This is a genomic window from Pseudarthrobacter sp. (genome assembly GCF_036675385.1).
In the GTDB taxonomy this organism is placed as follows: domain Bacteria; phylum Actinomycetota; class Actinomycetes; order Actinomycetales; family Micrococcaceae; genus Arthrobacter.
Genome location: NZ_JAKFFD010000205.1, coordinates 1 through 15,430, shown reverse-complemented (window position 1 = coordinate 15,430; position 15,430 = coordinate 1). Strand labels below are relative to the sequence as shown.

Here is a 15,430-nt window from a genome sequence, read left to right as displayed (position 1 = left end):
CAAAATGAGGGGGCCGACGACGACTGGGGGGACTGGCCTCGGTCTCAGAAGAGGCCACCTCGCCGCCGACCCCGCCTGACACCCGGACCACGGAGGACCCGGGAAAACTGAAGGAATCTGCTGGTATTGATTTTCCTCCAACAGGCGGACCCTGCCTAGTCCCGTCTGTGGCCGTCTGGTCCGGTACCGGTATCTGATCCGGCCTGGTCCGCGCCGTTCCCGTGGCCCTCACGCAGCTCGCGGCCGCGCCGGATATCGTCCTCTTCCTGCTCCTGCATCTTCTCGCTCTTCTTGGTGTCCCGCGGCGGCAGCTGGATGGTCTCCTCGGCCTCGATTCCGGCCTGGAGCTGCCGTCCACGCTCCATTTCGGCGTCGAATTCGGCCCCGAACAGCAGTGACATGTTCAGGATCCACAGCCAGAGCAGCATAACGATCACACCGCCGAGTGCGCCGTAGGTCTTGTTGTAATTGCCGAAGTTCGCCACATAGAAGGCGAAGCCGAGCGAGGCCAGCAGGAAAACCACCAAAGCGATAAGCGAGCCAACGCTCATCCAACGGAACCTGGGCTGCTTCACGTTCGGGGTGGCGTAGTAGAGGACTGCAATGATCGCCATGACCAGGGCCACGATCACCGGCCATTTCGCGATATTCCAGACGGTGAGGAACGCGTCGCTGAGGCCGATGGCCCCGCCGACTGCCTCCGAAACCGGTCCACTCAGCACCAGCATGCCGGCGAGGACGGCCACCGTGACCACTGCCAGCAGCGTCACGGCCAGCATGGTCCCGCGCAGCTTCAGGAAGGGGCGGCCCTCGTCCACTTCGTAGATGCGGTTCATCGCCCTACCGAAGGCGCCAACGTAGCCCGAGGCGGACCATAGTGCGGTTGCGAGGCCGATGAACAGTGTCAGCCCGGCGGCAGGTGCGGCGGTCAGCTCCTGCACGGGACCGCTGACGGTGTTCACCGTGTCCGCGGGCGCGATGCCCCGGACGATTTCGAGCAGGGCCGTGGTTGTTTTCTCGGGGTCTCCAAAGAGACCGATCAGCGAAACAAGTGCCAGCAGCGCCGGGAACAGCGAAAGCACGGCGTAGTAGGTCAGGGCTGCCGCCAGGTCGGGGCATTGGTCTTTGCTGAATTCCCTGAACGTCTTTTTGGCGATGTACTGCCACGACGGTTTGGTGACGTCCGTGGGGCTGTCCGGTTTCCGGGAGTCGTCGGGTGCCGGAGCGCTGCCCGCCTTGGCGGTGCTGGTTTCGGGTGAATCGTGAGCGGCCATGGGGTGTCCTCCCGGGTTGGAACGGAGCAGGCCGGTTCCGTCGGAGGAGGCGGAACCGGCCTGTCTGTGCGCTGCTGTTCTGGTAAGGCTGGCGCCGCCCTAGGGGCGTGGCGCCGTTACGTGTTCTGTACGTTCTCCCTGGCGTCGGCGGCCCGTTCCTTGACGTCCGCAGCCGCAACCTGGCCCTCATGCTTGAGATGCTCGGCGGCGTCGACTGCTGTGGCCTTGACGTTCTCCATGGCTTCCCGCGCCGGTTCCTTCAAGCCCTCAGCCATCTCCTTCGCGGCCTCGGTCAGCTCGGTGGTCAACGGTTCGGCGGCGGATTTGAGGGCATCCGCTGCTTCACGTTCCTTCTCGCTTGCCGGGATCAGCGATGACAAAAGCAGGCCGGCGCCGAACGCGATCAGCCCGGCAGCTAGCGGGTTGCCCTGCGTCTTTGCTTTCACCTGGTGCGGAGCGTCACCAATGGCGGCGCCCGCTTCACTGAGTGCGTTGCCTGCGCTGTCAGTGCGGGCGTGGGCGCCACCATGCATGCGGGCGGTGACGTCGTCGGCTGTTCCCATGACTTTCTCCTTCACTCCGAACACGGCGTCTTTCACCTTGTCTGTCTGCCGGTGGACGATGTTAGACGGCGTCACTTTGTCCGCCACCGCGTCCACGTTCGTGCCCAGGCGGGCGCGCGTTGCCTCAATATCTGAACGGATATCGTCCGGGTTGTCGCTCATCGTCTTACCTCACCGGGTTTTAGGGTTGGGGGAATTTCCTGGAGTGTTTCAGCGGTTTGTGGCATGCCCTTTACAGTTTTGAGCTCCCTGCGGCCCACGGACGCCAGCACGGCGGCGATGACGCCCCAGATGACTGCGACCACGACGGCGGACCAGCCGAGTCCCATCAGCTCGCCTAACGCGATCCAGAGGGCGATCGACAGGAACAGCAGTACAAAATGGCCCGCTACGCCGGCGCCGGCCAGCATGCCGCCGCCCCTGCCTGCCTTGGTGGCCGATTCCTTGAGCTCGGCCTTGGCAAGCTCGACCTCCTGGCGCATCAGCGTGGACAGGTCGCGGGTCACCTCACCGAGCAGGTCACCCAACGACGTGTTGTCGGCTTTCGCGTGGGCCGCCGACGGGGGAGGCTCAGGTATCTGGCTGCTCATCACAGCCTGCCAGTCTGGCCGTCTGTGGAGCGGTCCCGGGTCAGGGGGTCGTTGGCCATAGGGTCGTCGGCCAGCTCCCGGTCTCCCAGGGGGTCACCGGCAAAGCGATCGGCCGAGAGGGGCTGCGCTGCCAGTTGGGGGCTGTCCAACGGACTGGCGGGGCGCGACGGGTCCCCGTAGCTGCTCCCTGGCGCACCGCCGTCGAACCCTGCCGTGGTGGTGGCCGGGCCGGGCAGCTGTACGGGCGGGGGCGGGACAGTGCCGCCGCCCGACGGCGTGTAGCCGCCAATGCCCGCGGCATGCTGTCCGCCTGTGCCAGGGTAAGTCGACGCGGACTCCGGAGCGCCGGCGCTTAGGCTACGGCTGAGCCGGCCGGCAAGGATGCCAGCCCCGGCGGCCAGCAGCAGGAACGTCCCCGGGCGCTGCCGGGCGAAGCCCTTGACCTCGCTCAAGAGCGATCCCGGGTCCCTTGCGTCCAGCCAGGAGGCGACGGAGGAGGAACGCTCCGCGGCCTGGCGGACCAGGTCAGTGGCCACTCCGGGCTGGCTGGACGCCTCCGCCATGGCATGCAGTTCGTCCGAGACTGACCGGAGGCCGCTGGCCACTTTCTGCTGCTGCGCGCTGGCCTGCTCGGTGAGGTCATAGCGGGCCTGCTGCAAGAGGTCCTTGGCATTCGCCTTGGCCTCTGACGCGACGTTGGCCGCTTCTGACTTGGCAGTTTCCGCCACGCTCTGTGCGGAATCCGCCGCTGTCCGCGCGACGTCCCCGGCCTCTTCCTTGACAGCATCAGTGCGGGAGGTCCCGTACGTACTACCCGTCTGCGGCGCCGCTGTGGGCAAAGTGCTGGGGAACGTACTGGGCGCGCGTTCTCCTGTGGTTCCTCGGGTGGCCGGTGGAGCCGGGTTAGCCGGGTCCTCGGGCCATTGGTTCTCTGTCATCTTCGCTCTCTCTTTCAAAAGAAGGCCGGTTGTTGATCAAGAACCAGCGATACTGGCCGTAAAATAGTAAGCATGATTAGTAACGGAAGGTAAGTACCCTTCCTACCTGAATTTCAAAGGGGTTCGCATCGCCTGCCGCCCGGCATCGCAGGGGCCCCGTCACAATGAAGTGGAAAGGGTGGGTAGTCGTGGATACAACATCGTGGGTTTGGGTGATTGTTGCCATCGTCGTGCTGGTCCTGATCGTGCTGTGGCTGGTGACCGGGCGTCGCCGTCAGGCCATTCAGCAGAAGCGGGACGAATCGCACCGCGAAAAAGCCGCCGAAATGCGCCGGAAAGCCGAGGACATCGAGCTCGATGCGCGTGAGAACGAAGCCCGGGCCATCCGCGCCCGTGCCGACGCAGAGAAGGCAGAGGTGGACGCTGCGAGGCTGAAGCAGGAGGCCGAGCAGAAGACCGACAGCGCCAGGTCGCTCCGGGAGGACGTGGCTGAGCGCACGCAGAAGGCCGATGCGCTGGACCCGGACATTAATCAGGACGGGGACGGGCGCAGGGATGCCACCCGCACAGACGCCGACGTGAATCCGGAAGGCGACGAGCGAACCGACGCCACTCGAACCGACGCCACCCGGGCGGAGGCACTTCGGCGGGATCAGGAAAGGACAGATCGGGATAGGCCGCTGGCCACCTAGCCCTGCTCCCGCAACCGGCACGGTCCCCGCCCCAGGCCCCGCGACCGTGCCGGACCGCCGGTGCTGGGCAGTCAATTATGGTTGATCCATGACTGAAGCGGCACACGGGTAATGGCAAAGCGCGGCAAGTCAGGCGGGCGGAACAGCCAGCGTTCGACGGCGGGTGTCATCGAGGTGCCCAAGGGCACCCGTCCTGAGGGCCCGGTTGAGGGCGTCTACTACGTTGATACCGGCGACTGCGAGCTCATCGCGGACCAGGACAACTCCAACGGTTGGCTCCTGAAGATCAACGGCGTCATGAGCTCCCACATCGACCTTGCGGATCCGCTTTTCCTTGATTTTGAGTACATGCGCTGGATGGCGGCGCTGATTGAGTCACGTTGGCCGCCGAAGTCCGGAAAGGGCGGCGCCAAGGCGGTCGCGCCGACTGTGGGCGGGACCGAGCGGCTGCGTGGGCTGCACCTGGGCGGCGGGGCCTGTTCCCTGGCCCGGTACTTCCACACCGCCTATCCGGACGCCCGGCAGGTGGTGGTGGAACTAGACGGCAAACTCGCCGAGTACGTCCGCGGCTGGTTCGACCTGCCCAAGGCACCGCTCCTGCGGCTGCGAGTGGGGGAGGCCCGCGAGGTCACCGAGACGCTCACGCCTGACAGCCGCGACTTCATCATCCGCGACGTGTTTGCCGGTTCACTCACGCCGCGGCCGCTCACCACCGCCGAGTTTAATGACCACATCAAGCGGGTCCTGGCGCCGGGCGGCATCTATGTGGTCAACTCAGGCGACGCCCCGGACTTGAAGAATGCGCGCGAAGACGCCGCCACCATCGCGGCCGCATTCGCACACACCGTCATCATCGCCGACCCCTCCATGCTGAAGGGCCGCCGCTTCGGCAACATGGTCATGGCCGGCAGCGATACCCCGCTGGACGGGGACCCGCAGCTAGCCCGCCGGCTGCTGGGCGGCGCCGTCCCGGCCCACATCTGGAACGACGCCCAGGTGCGCGCCTTCGCGGCGAACTCCCCGGTGCGTCACGACCCGGCAGCACCGTCGATTGCTCCGTAGGCGCCCTTTTGGGCCCCGAAAACGGCGGTTATGGAGCAGCCGATGGGGTCTGAGCGCGACCCAGCAGGGCGTCCCGGTGCGCCGCCGTCTGGTCGCGCAACGCCTGCACCACGGCGGCCACGGCAGGGCGGCGCATCGAATCGGGGCGCAGCACCATCCAGTAAGGGAGCAACTCGGCGAAGTCGTCGGGGAGCAGCCGGACCAGGTCGCTGTGCAGATTGCCCATAAAGCACGGCAGGAACCCGATGCCAGCACCGGCACGGGTGGCCTCCACATGGACAAACACGTTGGTGGACGTCAGCCCTTCGCGCATGGCCGGCACCAGCCGCCGGGGCGCGTCCAGGTCGTCCACCTGCAGCATCGAATCCACAAAGTACACCAGCGGGTGCTCCGTCAGCTCAGCAACGCTCGCCGGCGTCCCGTTCTCGGCAAGGTAGGCACGCGAGGCGTACATCCCCAGCATGTACTCGCCCAGTTGGACGGCTTCGGCCCGGTGGACCTGCGGTTCGCCCACCACTACCTCGATGTCCAGCCCGGAGCGCTGCTGCAGCGCCCGGCGGGTCATCGTCACCACTTCCACGCTCAGTCCCGGGTGTTTCCGGCGCAGCCGTGCCACAGCGGGCGCGGCGATGTAGGCGCTGAAGCCGTCGGTCGCCGTCATGCGCACGACGCCGGTAATCGGGTCGGGTGCCTGGCCTGCCGGGCCCAGCGCACTCACCGCTGCCTCCACCTGTTCGGCGACCCGGACGGCCTCCGTGCCCAGCTCCGTCAGTTCCCAGCCGCCGGCCGCCCGTGCCAGGACGCGGCCGCCCAGCGCCTTCTCCAAGGCGGCTATCCGACGCGAAACGGTGGTGTGGTTCAGCCCCAACACCTGCGCCGCCGTCGTAAATTTGGCCGAGCGGGATACCGCAAGCAGGACCAGGAGGTCATCGGGATTCGCCTTCATATCTGCAATTGTGCACACAGCAGGTGCCGGATTGGGCATTGAAGGCGCATGTTTGTGCAGTAATACTCAGTGGAGCCATTAGTGCTGTGGATCACAGCGCGTGTCAAAGTGGACACTAAGGAGAAACTCATGAGCGTAGAGCAGCGCTCGGCAGACAATGCCGCCGGATCCGCACCCAAGGGATCCGGGCTTAAAAAGATTGTGGCCGCGTCGATGGTGGGCACGGTGGTGGAATGGTACGAATTCTTCCTCTACGCCACCGCCGCCACCCTGGTCTTCGGGAAGTACTTCTTCCCCGCCACCGGCAACGAGCTGGACGGCATCATCCAGGCGTTCCTCACCTACGCGGTGGGCTTCGTGGCACGCCCCCTCGGCGGCATCGTCTTCGGCCAGATCGGCGACAAACTGGGCCGCAAGCCCACACTGCAGCTGACCATCGTGATCGTCGGCGTGGCGACGTTCCTGATGGGCTGCCTCCCGGGCTTTGCCGACATCGGCTACCTGGCTCCGGCCCTGCTGGTGGCCCTCCGCTTCATCCAGGGCTTCGCGCTCGGCGGCGAATGGGGCGGCGCCGTGCTGCTGGTTGCCGAACACAGCCCCAACAAGTCCCGCGGATTCTGGTCCAGCTGGCCGCAGGCCGCAGTGCCGGTGGGCAACCTGCTGGCAACGCTGGTGCTGTTCATTATGTCCACCGCCCTGAGCCCGGAGGCATTCCTCGGCTGGGGCTGGCGCGTGGCCTTCTGGCTCTCCGCCGTGATCGTCTTCGTTGGCTACTACATCCGCACCCACGTCACCGAGGCGCCCATCTTCCTGGAAGCCAAGGCCCTCGTGGAGAAGGAACAGGCCGTCAGCTACGGCGTCTTCGAGGTAGTGCGCAAGTACCCCAAGGGCATCCTGCAGGCAATGGGGCTGCGCTTCGCGGAGAACATCATGTACTACCTGGTGGTCAGCTTCGCCATTGTCTACCTCAAGAGCGTGCACAAGTACGACACGTCCTCGCTCCTGCTCGCACTCCTGATCGCCCACGTCATCCACTTCCTGGTCATCCCGCAGGTGGGACGGCTCGTCGACAAGCTGGGACGCAAGCCCGTCTACCTGATCGGGTCCATCTCCGGTGCGGCCTGGCCGTTCTTCGCCTTCCCCATGTTCGATACGCGCAACGCCGTGGTGATTGTCCTGGCTGTGACCATCGGCCTCTGCCTGCACGCGTTTATGTATGCTGGCCAGCCCGCCATCATGGCCGAACTCTTCCCCACCCGCATGCGCTACTCGGGCGTTTCGCTGGGCTCGCAGGTCACCTCGATCTTCGCCGGTTCGCTGGCCCCGCTGCTGGCCACCCAGTGGCTCAAGGACACCGGTTCCTGGCTGCCTACGGCCATCTACCTTTTGGTTGCCTGCGCGATCACAACGGTGGCGGTGCTGAGCCTGAAGGAAACCAAGGGCATCGCGCTGGAGGAAGTGGACAAGGCCGACGCCGCCCGCGAGGGACTGCTCCCGGCGGCCTCACGCTGAACTGCCTGAGCAGTTCACCGCAGGGAAATTGAGCGCGCACACGATGGGAAGCAGATCTGCAATGGAAAACACACTGAACGGCCGCAAGGCCGTGGTGACCGGCGGCGCCAGCGGGATCGGGGCTGCCTGTGTCCGGGAACTGGCCGCCCGCGGGGCGAAAGTGGTGGTGGCCGACGTCGACTCCGCCGGCGCTGCCGCCCTCGCCGATGAAGTGGGCGGCACCGCCTGGGCCGTTGACCTGCTGGACGTTGACGCGCTCGCCACCCTGAGCCTGGACTGCGACATCCTGGTGAACAACGCCGGGATCCAGAGCATCAGCCCCATCGAAGCGTTCGATCCGGCGGACTTCCGCCGGATCATCGCGCTGATGCTCGAGGCCCCGTTCCTGCTGATCCGGGCCTCGCTGCCGCACATGTATGCCAACGGCTTCGGCCGCATCATCAACGTGTCATCCGTGCACGGAATCCGGGCCTCCCCGTTCAAAAGCGCGTACGTTTCCGCCAAGCACGGCCTGGAAGGGCTGAGCAAGGTGACGGCACTTGAGGGCGGGGGGCACGGAGTCACGTCCAACTGCATCAACCCGGGCTACGTCCGGACCCCGCTGGTCGAGAAGCAGATTGCGGACCAGGCCAGGGTGCATGGCATCCCCGAGTCCGAGGTCCTGGCCACGGTGATGCTCACCGAGTCCGCCGTGAAACGCCTGGTGGAACCGGAGGAAGTTGCCTCCCTGGCGGCCTGGCTGGCGTCCGATCACGCCGGCATGGTCACTGGGGCCAGCTACGCAATGGACGGCGGCTGGTCGGCGCGGTAGCCGGGGCCGGTTGCCTACTCCTGCCATCTGACGTGGCGGGGATCAAAGTAGACAACGCCCTCTGCGGCTCCGATGCCGACAGAGCCGGGGGTCCGTGAGACCACCACACCCTCGTGCCGGCCGTTGAAGGGATCGTCACCCACCACGGCGTCACCGATCTTGTAGGGGCTTGCTGGGCCTGGCACCGCGCGGACGCGGTTCCAGGCCCTTGCCATGAGGCGCGGTTGTCTCGGATTACTGGCAGCGTTGACCATCGGAACAACTCCTTCAGGGCGGCGCTCGTCCGCTCACTGTCGGCGCGCTTGCCGGAACGCTCCCAGCAGAGGATGGTCCTCCAATTCCTGGCTGGCACCTTACATTTACACTAGGCGCTATTCACACCAGTCACACCAGTAACATCTACTCGACTTCGCGGGCGAATCCTACTTAGGTGATTTAGGGGTCGGCGCTGGCCGGGAATCATCGTTGTCCGGGAATCAGCGCTGGCCGTTGAGGATGTCGTCGGCGTTGTTGTAGGCCCAGGTGGCCAGGGGGACCAGCAGGCCGGACAGCTCATGGCCGCGTTCGGTCAGGCTGTAGTCCACGCGGGGCGGGATGACGGGCTGGGCCTTCCGCAGCACCAGGCCGTCGCGCTCCAGGGTCTTGAGGGTCTGCGCCAGCATTTTTTCGCTGATGCCCTCTGCCCGGCGCCGGAGTTCGCTCCAGCGCTGCTCACCTTCGGAGAGCGCCAGGAGGATCAGGACTCCCCATTTGCTGGTGATGTGGTCCAGGACGGTGCGGCTGGGGCACCCAGCCGGGAACACGCCGTCGGCCGATCCTTCCGGCAGGTGTGCCCGGAGATCTTCCGGCAGGGTGGTGGGCCATCCAGTCGCTTCCATACCCATAACTTACCAAAAGGTGAGTACCTTACCTAGAAGTGCGTACTGTCTTTCAGGAAGTAATTGGCGGGGTGGCTGGTTGTGGAAGGTGACCCCCTAAGAAATGGTGAAAGGAACCAACCCATGAGCATCGTCATCACCGGAGCAACCGGACAGCTTGGCCGCCACGTCGTCGAGGCCCTCCTGGAGCGCAACGTTCCGGCAGCGCAGATCGTGGCCACCGGCCGTTCCATCGAAAAACTGGCGGACTTCAAGGCGCGCGGTGTGCAGGTCAAGCCGATGGACTACTCGGACCCTTCGTCCGTGGCGCTGGCCCTGCAGGGCGCCAGCAAGGTTCTCCTGATTTCCGGCAGCGAGGTTGGCCAGCGCGTGGACCAGCACCGCACGGTGATTGAGGCAGCCAAGTCTGAAGGCGTGGAGCTGCTGGCCTACACAAGTGTGGCCAACGCTGACACCACCAGCATGAAGCTGGCCGCTGAGCACCAGGCAACCGAGGCCATCCTGAAGGACTCGGGGGTTCCATTCGCCATTCTCCGCAACAGCTGGTACCTCGAGAACTACACCGACCAGCTGAAGGGCACCCTCGCCCAGGGTGCGCTTGCCGGCAGCGCCGGTGAAGGCAAGGTCAGTGCCGCGGCCCGGGTGGACTACGCCGAGGCAGCGGCAGCCGTGCTGGTTGCCGAGAATCAGGCCGGCAAGGTCTACGAGCTCGGCGGAGACCACGCCTTCACGCTCACCGAACTGGCCCAGGAAATCAGCGCCGCGGCCAACACGCCCGTGGTGTACCAGGACCTTCCTGCCAGCGACTACGCAGGACTCCTCGCCGGATTCGGCGTGCCGGAGCTCTTCGCCGACATCCTGGCGGACTCGGACCTCGGCATTGCCCGTGGCGACCTCCTGGTCAGCGGCTCGGACCTCCGCACCCTGATCGGCCGGCCCACAACGCCGATGCCGGCCGCGGTCCGCTCGGCGCTCGCCGCCGTCTGAGCACGAGCGCAACTCCCGGACGCTCTCTCACCTAATGCACGTTTTGGGCAAACGCTCTCTCACCTCATGTGAGAGAGCGTCGCGCCAAATCGCCCCAAAAGTGAGAGAGCGCCGGTGTGGTCCCTAGGACTTGCTGCCGGTCAGGGCCAACGTTCCGCCGAGGCCGATCATCAAGGCCCCGCCTGTTGCCTCCACCGCTGAAACCCGGCGGGGCGAACGGGCAAACCATTGGCGGGCTGAACCCGCGGCGACGGCCCAGAGGCTATCTGACACTACGGCGATCAGCAGGAACACCGCCCCCAGCAGCGCCAGCTGGAACGGAATGGCCCCGGAAGGGTAGTCAACAAACTGCGGAAGCACTGCCACGAAGAAGACCACCGACTTGGGGTTGGTGATACCCACCACCAGGCCTTCCGCCACCAGCCGCCGTGGCGAGGAAGCCGCTGGCTGACGATCCGCGAATGAGTTGTGCCGACGGTTCCGGATGGCTTTGATGCCCAGATAGACCAAGTAGGCGGCCCCGGCCAGCTTCACCACGCTGAAGAGGACCACGGACTGCGCCACAATAATGCCCACGCCGAGCGCGACTGCAGCCACCTGCACCAGTTGCCCGGTCGCGTTGCCCAGCACCGTCAGGACGCCGCCCTTCCAGCCGAGCGCCAGGGAACGGCCGATCACGAACAGCACGCTGGGTCCGGGGACAGCGATCAGCACCACGGATGCCAGCGCAAACGCCAGAAGGTTTGAGAGTGGAACCATGCCTGATCTTAGCTCCGGCGGGCTGAGGCGACCACCGGGAGCGGTGAGGTTTCGTCCACAAGTTCGGCCCGGCGTCGTCCGTTACCTCTGACCCAGAGGCGGTAGGCGAGGACCAGCAGCCCCAGCCACGCCGCGCCCACGTACAGTGCCACGCGGGTGTCCTCGAAGGCGCCCAGGACGGCGATGATCAGCGCCATAAACGCGATGGTCAGGATGGATGCCGCGGGCCACCACGGGGAGGGGAATTCCGACGCCGGCAGTCCATTCCGCGCGATCTCCCGCTTCATCGCCACATGGGAGGCAAGGATCATGACCCACACCCAGACGGTGGCGAAGGTGGCGATCGAGGCGATCAGGATGAAGACGTCTTCGGGAATGACGGCGTTCAGCACCACGCCCACCAGGAGGATGCCGGCCATCATCACCACCGTCATCCACGGCACGCCATGGCGCGAGACCTTACCGAAAACTGCCGGCGCGTGGCCTTGCCCGGACAGCCCGAACAGGATGCGGCCGGCGCCGAAGATGTCGCTGTTGATGGCGGAGAGCGCGGCGGTGATCACCACGGCGTTGAGGATGTGCGGTGCGGCCGGGATGCCCAGGCCGCTGAAGATCTGGACGAACGGGCTGCCGTTGCTGCCGATTTCGTTCCACGGGAAGAGGCTCATCAGCACGCCGAGGGTCAGGACGTAGAACAGCAGGACGCGGACCGGCACCGTGTTCACCGCCTTGGGGATAACCTTCTTGGGGTCCGCGGCCTCGCCGGCGGTGATGCCAAGCGTCTCGATCCCGCCGAACGCGAACATCACGACGGCGAACGAGGCCAGGAGCCCTTCGAAGCCGTTGGGGAACAGCCCGCCGTGCTCCACGAGGTTGCCGAGGCCCGGGGCCACGGTGGACCCGCCGGCCTGGAAACCGAACGCGATGATGGCGGCGCCGCCGGCGATCATGGCGATGATGGCCACCACCTTGATCAGCGAGAACCAGAACTCGAGCTCGCCGAAGACCTTCACGCTGAGCAGGTTCAGTGCGGCCAGGAAGCAGATGATGGCCAGGATCCAGATCCAGCGGTCCACCTGCGGAAACCAGAAGCCCATGTAAATGCTGAAAGCCGTCACGTCCGCGATGGCCACGATCGCCATCTCGAAGACATACGTCCAGCCGGTCACAAACCCCGCCAGCGGGCCGAGGTAGCGGCTGGCGTACTGGCCGAACGAGCCTGAGACAGGGTGGCGGACGGCCATCTCGCCGAGGGCCCGCATGACCATAAACACCGCTGCGCCGCCGATGATGTAGGCGAGCAGGACGGCCGGGCCCGCCTTCTGGATGGCGGAGGCCGAGCCGTAGAACAGACCGGTTCCGATCGCCGAACCCAGGGCCATGAAGCGGATGTGCCGGACGTTCAGTCCCCGGTTCAGGACCTGCGCGACGCCGGATCCCGGCCTGGGCTTTTCGGCCGGGCTTGCGTCTTGCCTGGTGGCGCTTGGTGCTTGCTGCATACAAATACCTTCTCGTCATTGGGAGGGGGATCGCTAACCAGCAGACCATTTCCGGGCCTGCTGTGATGGGCTTCACGACATTTCGCTGTCTCGGTTCTCAGACGATGAGAAGCCCGCGTGACGGGTGGGTGGCTGGCATCGGGGGTGTGCCGGAGCCGGATCGGGAGGAAAATTGACCATAACGGATCACGTTCGCGGCCCAAAGGCGGCCCTTGGCACGGGCGTTGACGCGGTTTTAACGGGAGGGATGGCATGGATGAGTTCATCGCATACCTCGATACGTCTGAGGTCCGCCCCGGCAGGCTCGAGGAGTTGAAGGCTGCCATGGCGGAGTTGAGCTCATTCGTCGAAATGAACGAGCCTCAGATCCTCGCCTACCGCGTCTATTTCTCAGAGGACGGCTCCACGATGAGCGTCATGAACCTCCACGCGGATCTGGCCTCCTTGGAGTTCCACATGAAGGTCGCCGGCCCCAAGTTTCCTCCTATCGCGCCCCTCATCACGTTGCGGACCATCGAAGTATTTGGCCGTCCCAGCGAGGAGCTCTTGGCGCGGCTTCGGGCCAAGGCCCAGGTCCTAGGTGGTGGGGCTGTCATTGTCCATGACGTCCACGCTGGGTTTGCCCGCTTTTCCCGCATCTAGGTGGGCTGGCTTCTCACAGATCATTTGCAGGGCCGACACCTGCCCTGGCAGGTCAAGAAACCTTGACTCGATGTCTGCTTTCTTTTACATTGAAAATGTCAAGTTTGGTTTACATGCATGCATCACAGGGAGTGGAGATGTCCTTCGAAGAGAAGAGTGCCTGGATCATGGGGGTGGTGGCCACGGGCTCTTATGGCGTGTATCTGGCCATCGTCCTGGGCATGGCCGGCACAATGCCCCTTGCTGAGGTTCCCTACGTGGCTCCACTGCTGTGGACCATCGGGGCATCCATTGTTGCGTCCATCGCGCTGCACATACTCTTGGGCATTATTTCGCCCAAGGAGGCCGGGAAGAAGGACCAGCGCGACAGGGAGATCTACCGTTTCGGCGAGTACATCGGGCAGTCGTTTGTGGTCATCGGCGGCGTCGCGGCGCTGCTCCTGGCGATGGCCGAGGTGGACCACTTCTGGATCGCAAACGTCATCTACCTGACGTTTGTGTTGTCCGCGATCCTGGGCTCCGTGGCCAAGATCGTCGCCTACCGCCGGGGGTTCCAGCCGTGGTGAAGCCAACGCGGGTGACCAATTCCATCCGCCGCCTGCGGTTCGAACGGGGCGAGATGACGCAGGCCGAACTCGCCGAACGTGTGGGCGTCACCCGCCAGACCGTCATCGCCATAGAACAGGGCCGGTACTCACCGTCCCTGGAGATGGCGTTCCAGATCGCCCATGTGCTCAGCGTGCCGCTCGAGGACGTGTTCCAGTACCCGAATCATCAAGGAGACGCATCATGAAAGCTATCGTGCAGGACGTTTACGGGAATGCCGACGTGCTCCAACTAAGGGATATCCCTCTGCCGGTGCCGGGTGATCGGGAAGTGCTGATCAGGGTCCGCGCGGCCGGCGTCGACCAGGGTGTGTGGCACCTTATGGCCGGGCGGCCGTACCTGCTCCGCCTCTTCGGCTTCGGGCTGAAGAAGCCCAAGTTTCCGGTCCGCGGCCGTGAGGTTGCCGGCGTCGTGGAGGCCGTGGGGGCTGGCGTCACACGCTTCCAGCTTGGCGACGAAGTGTTCGGCACATGCGAGGGGTCCTTCGCGGAATTTGTCTGCGCCAGGGAGGGACGTGTGGCCACGAAGCCGGCGAACCTCACGTTCGAGGAAGCTGCGGTGGCACCCATTTCGGGTGTAACCGCGTTGCAGGCTGTCCGCGATGCCGGACAGGTGACAACCGGCCAGAAAGTGCTGATCATCGGTGCTGGCGGAGGAGTCGGGTCCTTTGCGGTGCAGGTGGCGAAGGCATTCGGGGCAGAGGTCACTGGAGTCTGCAGCACCGGAAAAGTGGAGCTGGTCCGGTCCCTCGGCGCTGATCATGTCATCGACTACACCCGGGACGATTTTGCCCGCGCCGGGCAGTATTACGATGTCATCCTGGATACCGCCGGCAACCGGCCGCTCGCGGTTCTGCGGCGCGTGCTGACCCCGCGGGGCACGCTGGTGATCGTCGGCGGCGAGGGCGGTGGGAACCTGACCGGCGGGTTTGAGCGTTCGATGGGTGCGCCGCTGGTGTCACTGTTCTCCGGGCAGAAATTCAAGGGGCTTGTTTCGACGGAAAACTACCGCGATCTCGAGGCGCTGACCATGCTCATTGAAGCCGGCAGTGTGAAGCCTGCCGTGGACAAGGTCTACGCGCTCGTTGAGGCGCCGGCCGCCGTCGAATACATGCACGAAGGGCGCGTCCGCGGCAAGGTTGTTGTCAGCATCTGACACTCCTCACCATCCCCAATTACCAGACGCGAAGGGACACCTAAGGCCCCCGGCCCGAGGGGACACTTAAGCCCCCGGCCCGAGGGGACACGTAAGCGCCCAGCTCCGCCGACACTCTTCGACAATGACGTCAAGCAGGGTTATGCACATAGCCGTTTAGCCTCGCCGTTATTGTCAGGCCCTACTGGGATGCTTTGGGTATGGATAGCAGAGCGGCTGTGGCGACGGCGGAGGCCCTTTCGGTGTCTTTCGCTGGGCTTGCTTCTGCGCTCCGGGGCGGGACCGAGTCCGGCTGTTCCGGGGACGCTGATCCGTTGCGCCGGGTGGCAGATGGTTTCCTGGACGGGCTGGCCGCGATCTCACGGCTGGACGCTAAAAGTGCCGCCCTGAAGGCCTGGCTGGCCGCCGGTTACTCCGCCGCTGCCGAGGCTTTGGCGGGCCCTCCAACGTCGCCCGAGGACAATACCGGGCAGGAGATGGCCATGGTCGCGGAGGTCGCGTGTGCTCTGACGGTCA

Annotated in this window: 18 protein-coding genes and 1 pseudogene; 10 read left to right on the top strand and 9 right to left on the bottom strand. The window is 65.2% G+C overall.

Annotated features, from left to right (window positions below; genetic code table 11):
- Positions 1-155 precede the first annotated feature (155 nt).
- The 4 genes from V6M49_RS17155 to V6M49_RS17140 all read right to left on the bottom strand — a co-directional run bounded on the left by V6M49_RS17155 (position 156) and on the right by V6M49_RS17140 (position 3,365).
- A complete protein-coding gene (locus V6M49_RS17155; protein ID WP_332762264.1) occupies positions 156-1,274 on the bottom strand; it encodes a YihY/virulence factor BrkB family protein in 1,119 nt (372 codons plus the stop codon).
- 116 nt (positions 1,275-1,390) lie between these two features.
- Positions 1,391-1,999 carry a DUF3618 domain-containing protein gene (locus V6M49_RS17150; RefSeq protein WP_332762262.1) on the bottom strand — a complete coding sequence of 203 codons (609 nt, stop codon included), beginning with the start codon at positions 1,997-1,999 and terminating at the stop codon, positions 1,391-1,393.
- Positions 1,996-2,427, bottom strand: coding sequence for a phage holin family protein (locus V6M49_RS17145; protein WP_332762260.1), 432 nt, complete (start codon positions 2,425-2,427; stop codon positions 1,996-1,998). The genes V6M49_RS17150 and V6M49_RS17145 overlap by 4 nt, the downstream gene beginning before the upstream one ends.
- A complete protein-coding gene (locus tag V6M49_RS17140; RefSeq protein WP_332762259.1) occupies positions 2,427-3,365 on the bottom strand; it encodes a hypothetical protein in 939 nt (312 codons plus the stop codon). Before V6M49_RS17140 ends, V6M49_RS17145 begins: the two co-directional genes overlap by 1 nt.
- A 188-nt stretch (positions 3,366-3,553) precedes the next feature.
- On the opposite strand from V6M49_RS17140, the gene V6M49_RS17135 reads away from it, so the two are divergent.
- Both V6M49_RS17135 and V6M49_RS17130 read left to right on the top strand, forming a co-directional pair.
- Entirely contained in the window at positions 3,554-4,057 is a 504-nt protein-coding gene (locus tag V6M49_RS17135) for a hypothetical protein (protein WP_332762258.1), read from the top strand.
- A 111-nt stretch (positions 4,058-4,168) separates the two neighbouring features.
- Positions 4,169-5,119 (top strand): spermidine synthase, encoded by a 951-nt coding sequence (locus tag V6M49_RS17130; RefSeq protein ID WP_332762256.1) that lies wholly within the window; start codon positions 4,169-4,171, stop codon positions 5,117-5,119.
- Positions 5,120-5,147: 28 nt separating this feature from the next.
- On the opposite strand, the gene V6M49_RS17125 is transcribed toward V6M49_RS17130, so the two are convergent.
- Positions 5,148-6,065: a LysR family transcriptional regulator gene (locus tag V6M49_RS17125; RefSeq protein ID WP_141139248.1), complete on the bottom strand. Its 918-nt coding sequence runs from the start codon at positions 6,063-6,065 to the stop codon at positions 5,148-5,150.
- A 129-nt stretch (positions 6,066-6,194) separates the two neighbouring features.
- On the opposite strand from V6M49_RS17125, the gene V6M49_RS17120 reads away from it, so the two are divergent.
- Both V6M49_RS17120 and V6M49_RS17115 read left to right on the top strand, forming a co-directional pair.
- Complete coding sequence (locus tag V6M49_RS17120; protein ID WP_141139249.1) at positions 6,195-7,577, top strand: MFS transporter; 1,383 nt, start codon at positions 6,195-6,197, stop codon at positions 7,575-7,577.
- Between the two features lie 61 nt (positions 7,578-7,638).
- Positions 7,639-8,388 (top strand): 3-hydroxybutyrate dehydrogenase, encoded by a 750-nt coding sequence (locus V6M49_RS17115; protein ID WP_332762254.1) that lies wholly within the window; start codon positions 7,639-7,641, stop codon positions 8,386-8,388.
- Positions 8,389-8,402: 14 nt separating this feature from the next.
- Here V6M49_RS17115 and V6M49_RS17110 read toward each other — a convergent pair whose 3' ends face one another.
- Entirely contained in the window at positions 8,403-8,603 is a 201-nt protein-coding gene (locus V6M49_RS17110) for a hypothetical protein (protein ID WP_332762253.1), read from the bottom strand.
- A gap of 261 nt (positions 8,604-8,864) precedes the next feature.
- Entirely contained in the window at positions 8,865-9,266 is a 402-nt protein-coding gene (locus V6M49_RS17105) for a winged helix-turn-helix transcriptional regulator (RefSeq protein WP_141139252.1), read from the bottom strand.
- Positions 9,267-9,389: 123 nt separating this feature from the next.
- Here V6M49_RS17105 and V6M49_RS17100 point away from each other — a divergent pair, with 123 nt between their 5' ends.
- Positions 9,390-10,253: an SDR family oxidoreductase gene (locus V6M49_RS17100; protein WP_332762252.1), complete on the top strand. Its 864-nt coding sequence runs from the start codon at positions 9,390-9,392 to the stop codon at positions 10,251-10,253.
- 123 nt (positions 10,254-10,376) lie between these two features.
- On the opposite strand, the gene V6M49_RS17095 is transcribed toward V6M49_RS17100, so the two are convergent.
- Both V6M49_RS17095 and V6M49_RS17090 read right to left on the bottom strand, forming a co-directional pair.
- Complete coding sequence (locus V6M49_RS17095) at positions 10,377-11,012, bottom strand: LysE family translocator (protein ID WP_141139254.1); 636 nt, start codon at positions 11,010-11,012, stop codon at positions 10,377-10,379.
- 8 nt (positions 11,013-11,020) lie between these two features.
- Positions 11,021-12,511: an amino acid permease gene (locus V6M49_RS17090; protein WP_332762250.1), complete on the bottom strand. Its 1,491-nt coding sequence runs from the start codon at positions 12,509-12,511 to the stop codon at positions 11,021-11,023.
- A gap of 252 nt (positions 12,512-12,763) precedes the next feature.
- Here V6M49_RS17090 and V6M49_RS17085 point away from each other — a divergent pair, with 252 nt between their 5' ends.
- The 5 genes and pseudogenes from V6M49_RS17085 to V6M49_RS17065 all read left to right on the top strand — a co-directional run.
- A complete protein-coding gene (locus V6M49_RS17085) occupies positions 12,764-13,153 on the top strand; it encodes a hypothetical protein (RefSeq protein ID WP_141139255.1) in 390 nt (129 codons plus the stop codon).
- Positions 13,154-13,266: 113 nt separating this feature from the next.
- Positions 13,267-13,719 (top strand): hypothetical protein, encoded by a 453-nt coding sequence (locus tag V6M49_RS17080; RefSeq protein ID WP_332762248.1) that lies wholly within the window; start codon positions 13,267-13,269, stop codon positions 13,717-13,719.
- On the top strand, positions 13,713-13,946 hold the full coding sequence (locus V6M49_RS17075; protein ID WP_058930270.1) for a helix-turn-helix transcriptional regulator: 234 nt from the start codon (positions 13,713-13,715) through the stop codon (positions 13,944-13,946). The genes V6M49_RS17080 and V6M49_RS17075 overlap by 7 nt, the downstream gene beginning before the upstream one ends.
- Positions 13,943-14,914, top strand: a complete 972-nt coding sequence (locus V6M49_RS17070) for an NAD(P)-dependent alcohol dehydrogenase (protein WP_141139256.1) — start codon at positions 13,943-13,945, stop codon at positions 14,912-14,914. Before V6M49_RS17075 ends, V6M49_RS17070 begins: the two co-directional genes overlap by 4 nt.
- Positions 14,915-15,114: 200 nt before the next feature.
- Positions 15,115-15,430, top strand: a pseudogene (locus V6M49_RS17065) (HNH endonuclease signature motif containing protein); the annotation flags it as partial.

Coding starts and splice junctions, on each gene's coding strand:
- V6M49_RS17105 (WP_141139252.1), bottom strand. CDS start 9,266: ATGGAAGCGACTGGATGGCCCACCACCCTGCCGGAAGATCTCCGGGCA.
- V6M49_RS17125 (WP_141139248.1), bottom strand. CDS start 6,065: ATGAAGGCGAATCCCGATGACCTCCTGGTCCTGCTTGCGGTATCCCGC.
- V6M49_RS17140 (WP_332762259.1), bottom strand. CDS start 3,365: ATGACAGAGAACCAATGGCCCGAGGACCCGGCTAACCCGGCTCCACCG.
- V6M49_RS17115 (WP_332762254.1), top strand. CDS start 7,639: ATGGAAAACACACTGAACGGCCGCAAGGCCGTGGTGACCGGCGGCGCC.
- V6M49_RS17070 (WP_141139256.1), top strand. CDS start 13,943: ATGAAAGCTATCGTGCAGGACGTTTACGGGAATGCCGACGTGCTCCAA.
- V6M49_RS17085 (WP_141139255.1), top strand. CDS start 12,764: ATGGATGAGTTCATCGCATACCTCGATACGTCTGAGGTCCGCCCCGGC.
- V6M49_RS17145 (WP_332762260.1), bottom strand. CDS start 2,427: ATGAGCAGCCAGATACCTGAGCCTCCCCCGTCGGCGGCCCACGCGAAA.
- V6M49_RS17100 (WP_332762252.1), top strand. CDS start 9,390: ATGAGCATCGTCATCACCGGAGCAACCGGACAGCTTGGCCGCCACGTC.
- V6M49_RS17090 (WP_332762250.1), bottom strand. CDS start 12,511: ATGCAGCAAGCACCAAGCGCCACCAGGCAAGACGCAAGCCCGGCCGAA.
- V6M49_RS17155 (WP_332762264.1), bottom strand. CDS start 1,274: ATGGCCGCTCACGATTCACCCGAAACCAGCACCGCCAAGGCGGGCAGC.
- V6M49_RS17120 (WP_141139249.1), top strand. CDS start 6,195: ATGAGCGTAGAGCAGCGCTCGGCAGACAATGCCGCCGGATCCGCACCC.
- V6M49_RS17130 (WP_332762256.1), top strand. CDS start 4,169: ATGGCAAAGCGCGGCAAGTCAGGCGGGCGGAACAGCCAGCGTTCGACG.
- V6M49_RS17110 (WP_332762253.1), bottom strand. CDS start 8,603: ATGGCAAGGGCCTGGAACCGCGTCCGCGCGGTGCCAGGCCCAGCAAGC.
- V6M49_RS17080 (WP_332762248.1), top strand. CDS start 13,267: ATGCATGCATCACAGGGAGTGGAGATGTCCTTCGAAGAGAAGAGTGCC.
- V6M49_RS17150 (WP_332762262.1), bottom strand. CDS start 1,999: ATGAGCGACAACCCGGACGATATCCGTTCAGATATTGAGGCAACGCGC.
- V6M49_RS17095 (WP_141139254.1), bottom strand. CDS start 11,012: ATGGTTCCACTCTCAAACCTTCTGGCGTTTGCGCTGGCATCCGTGGTG.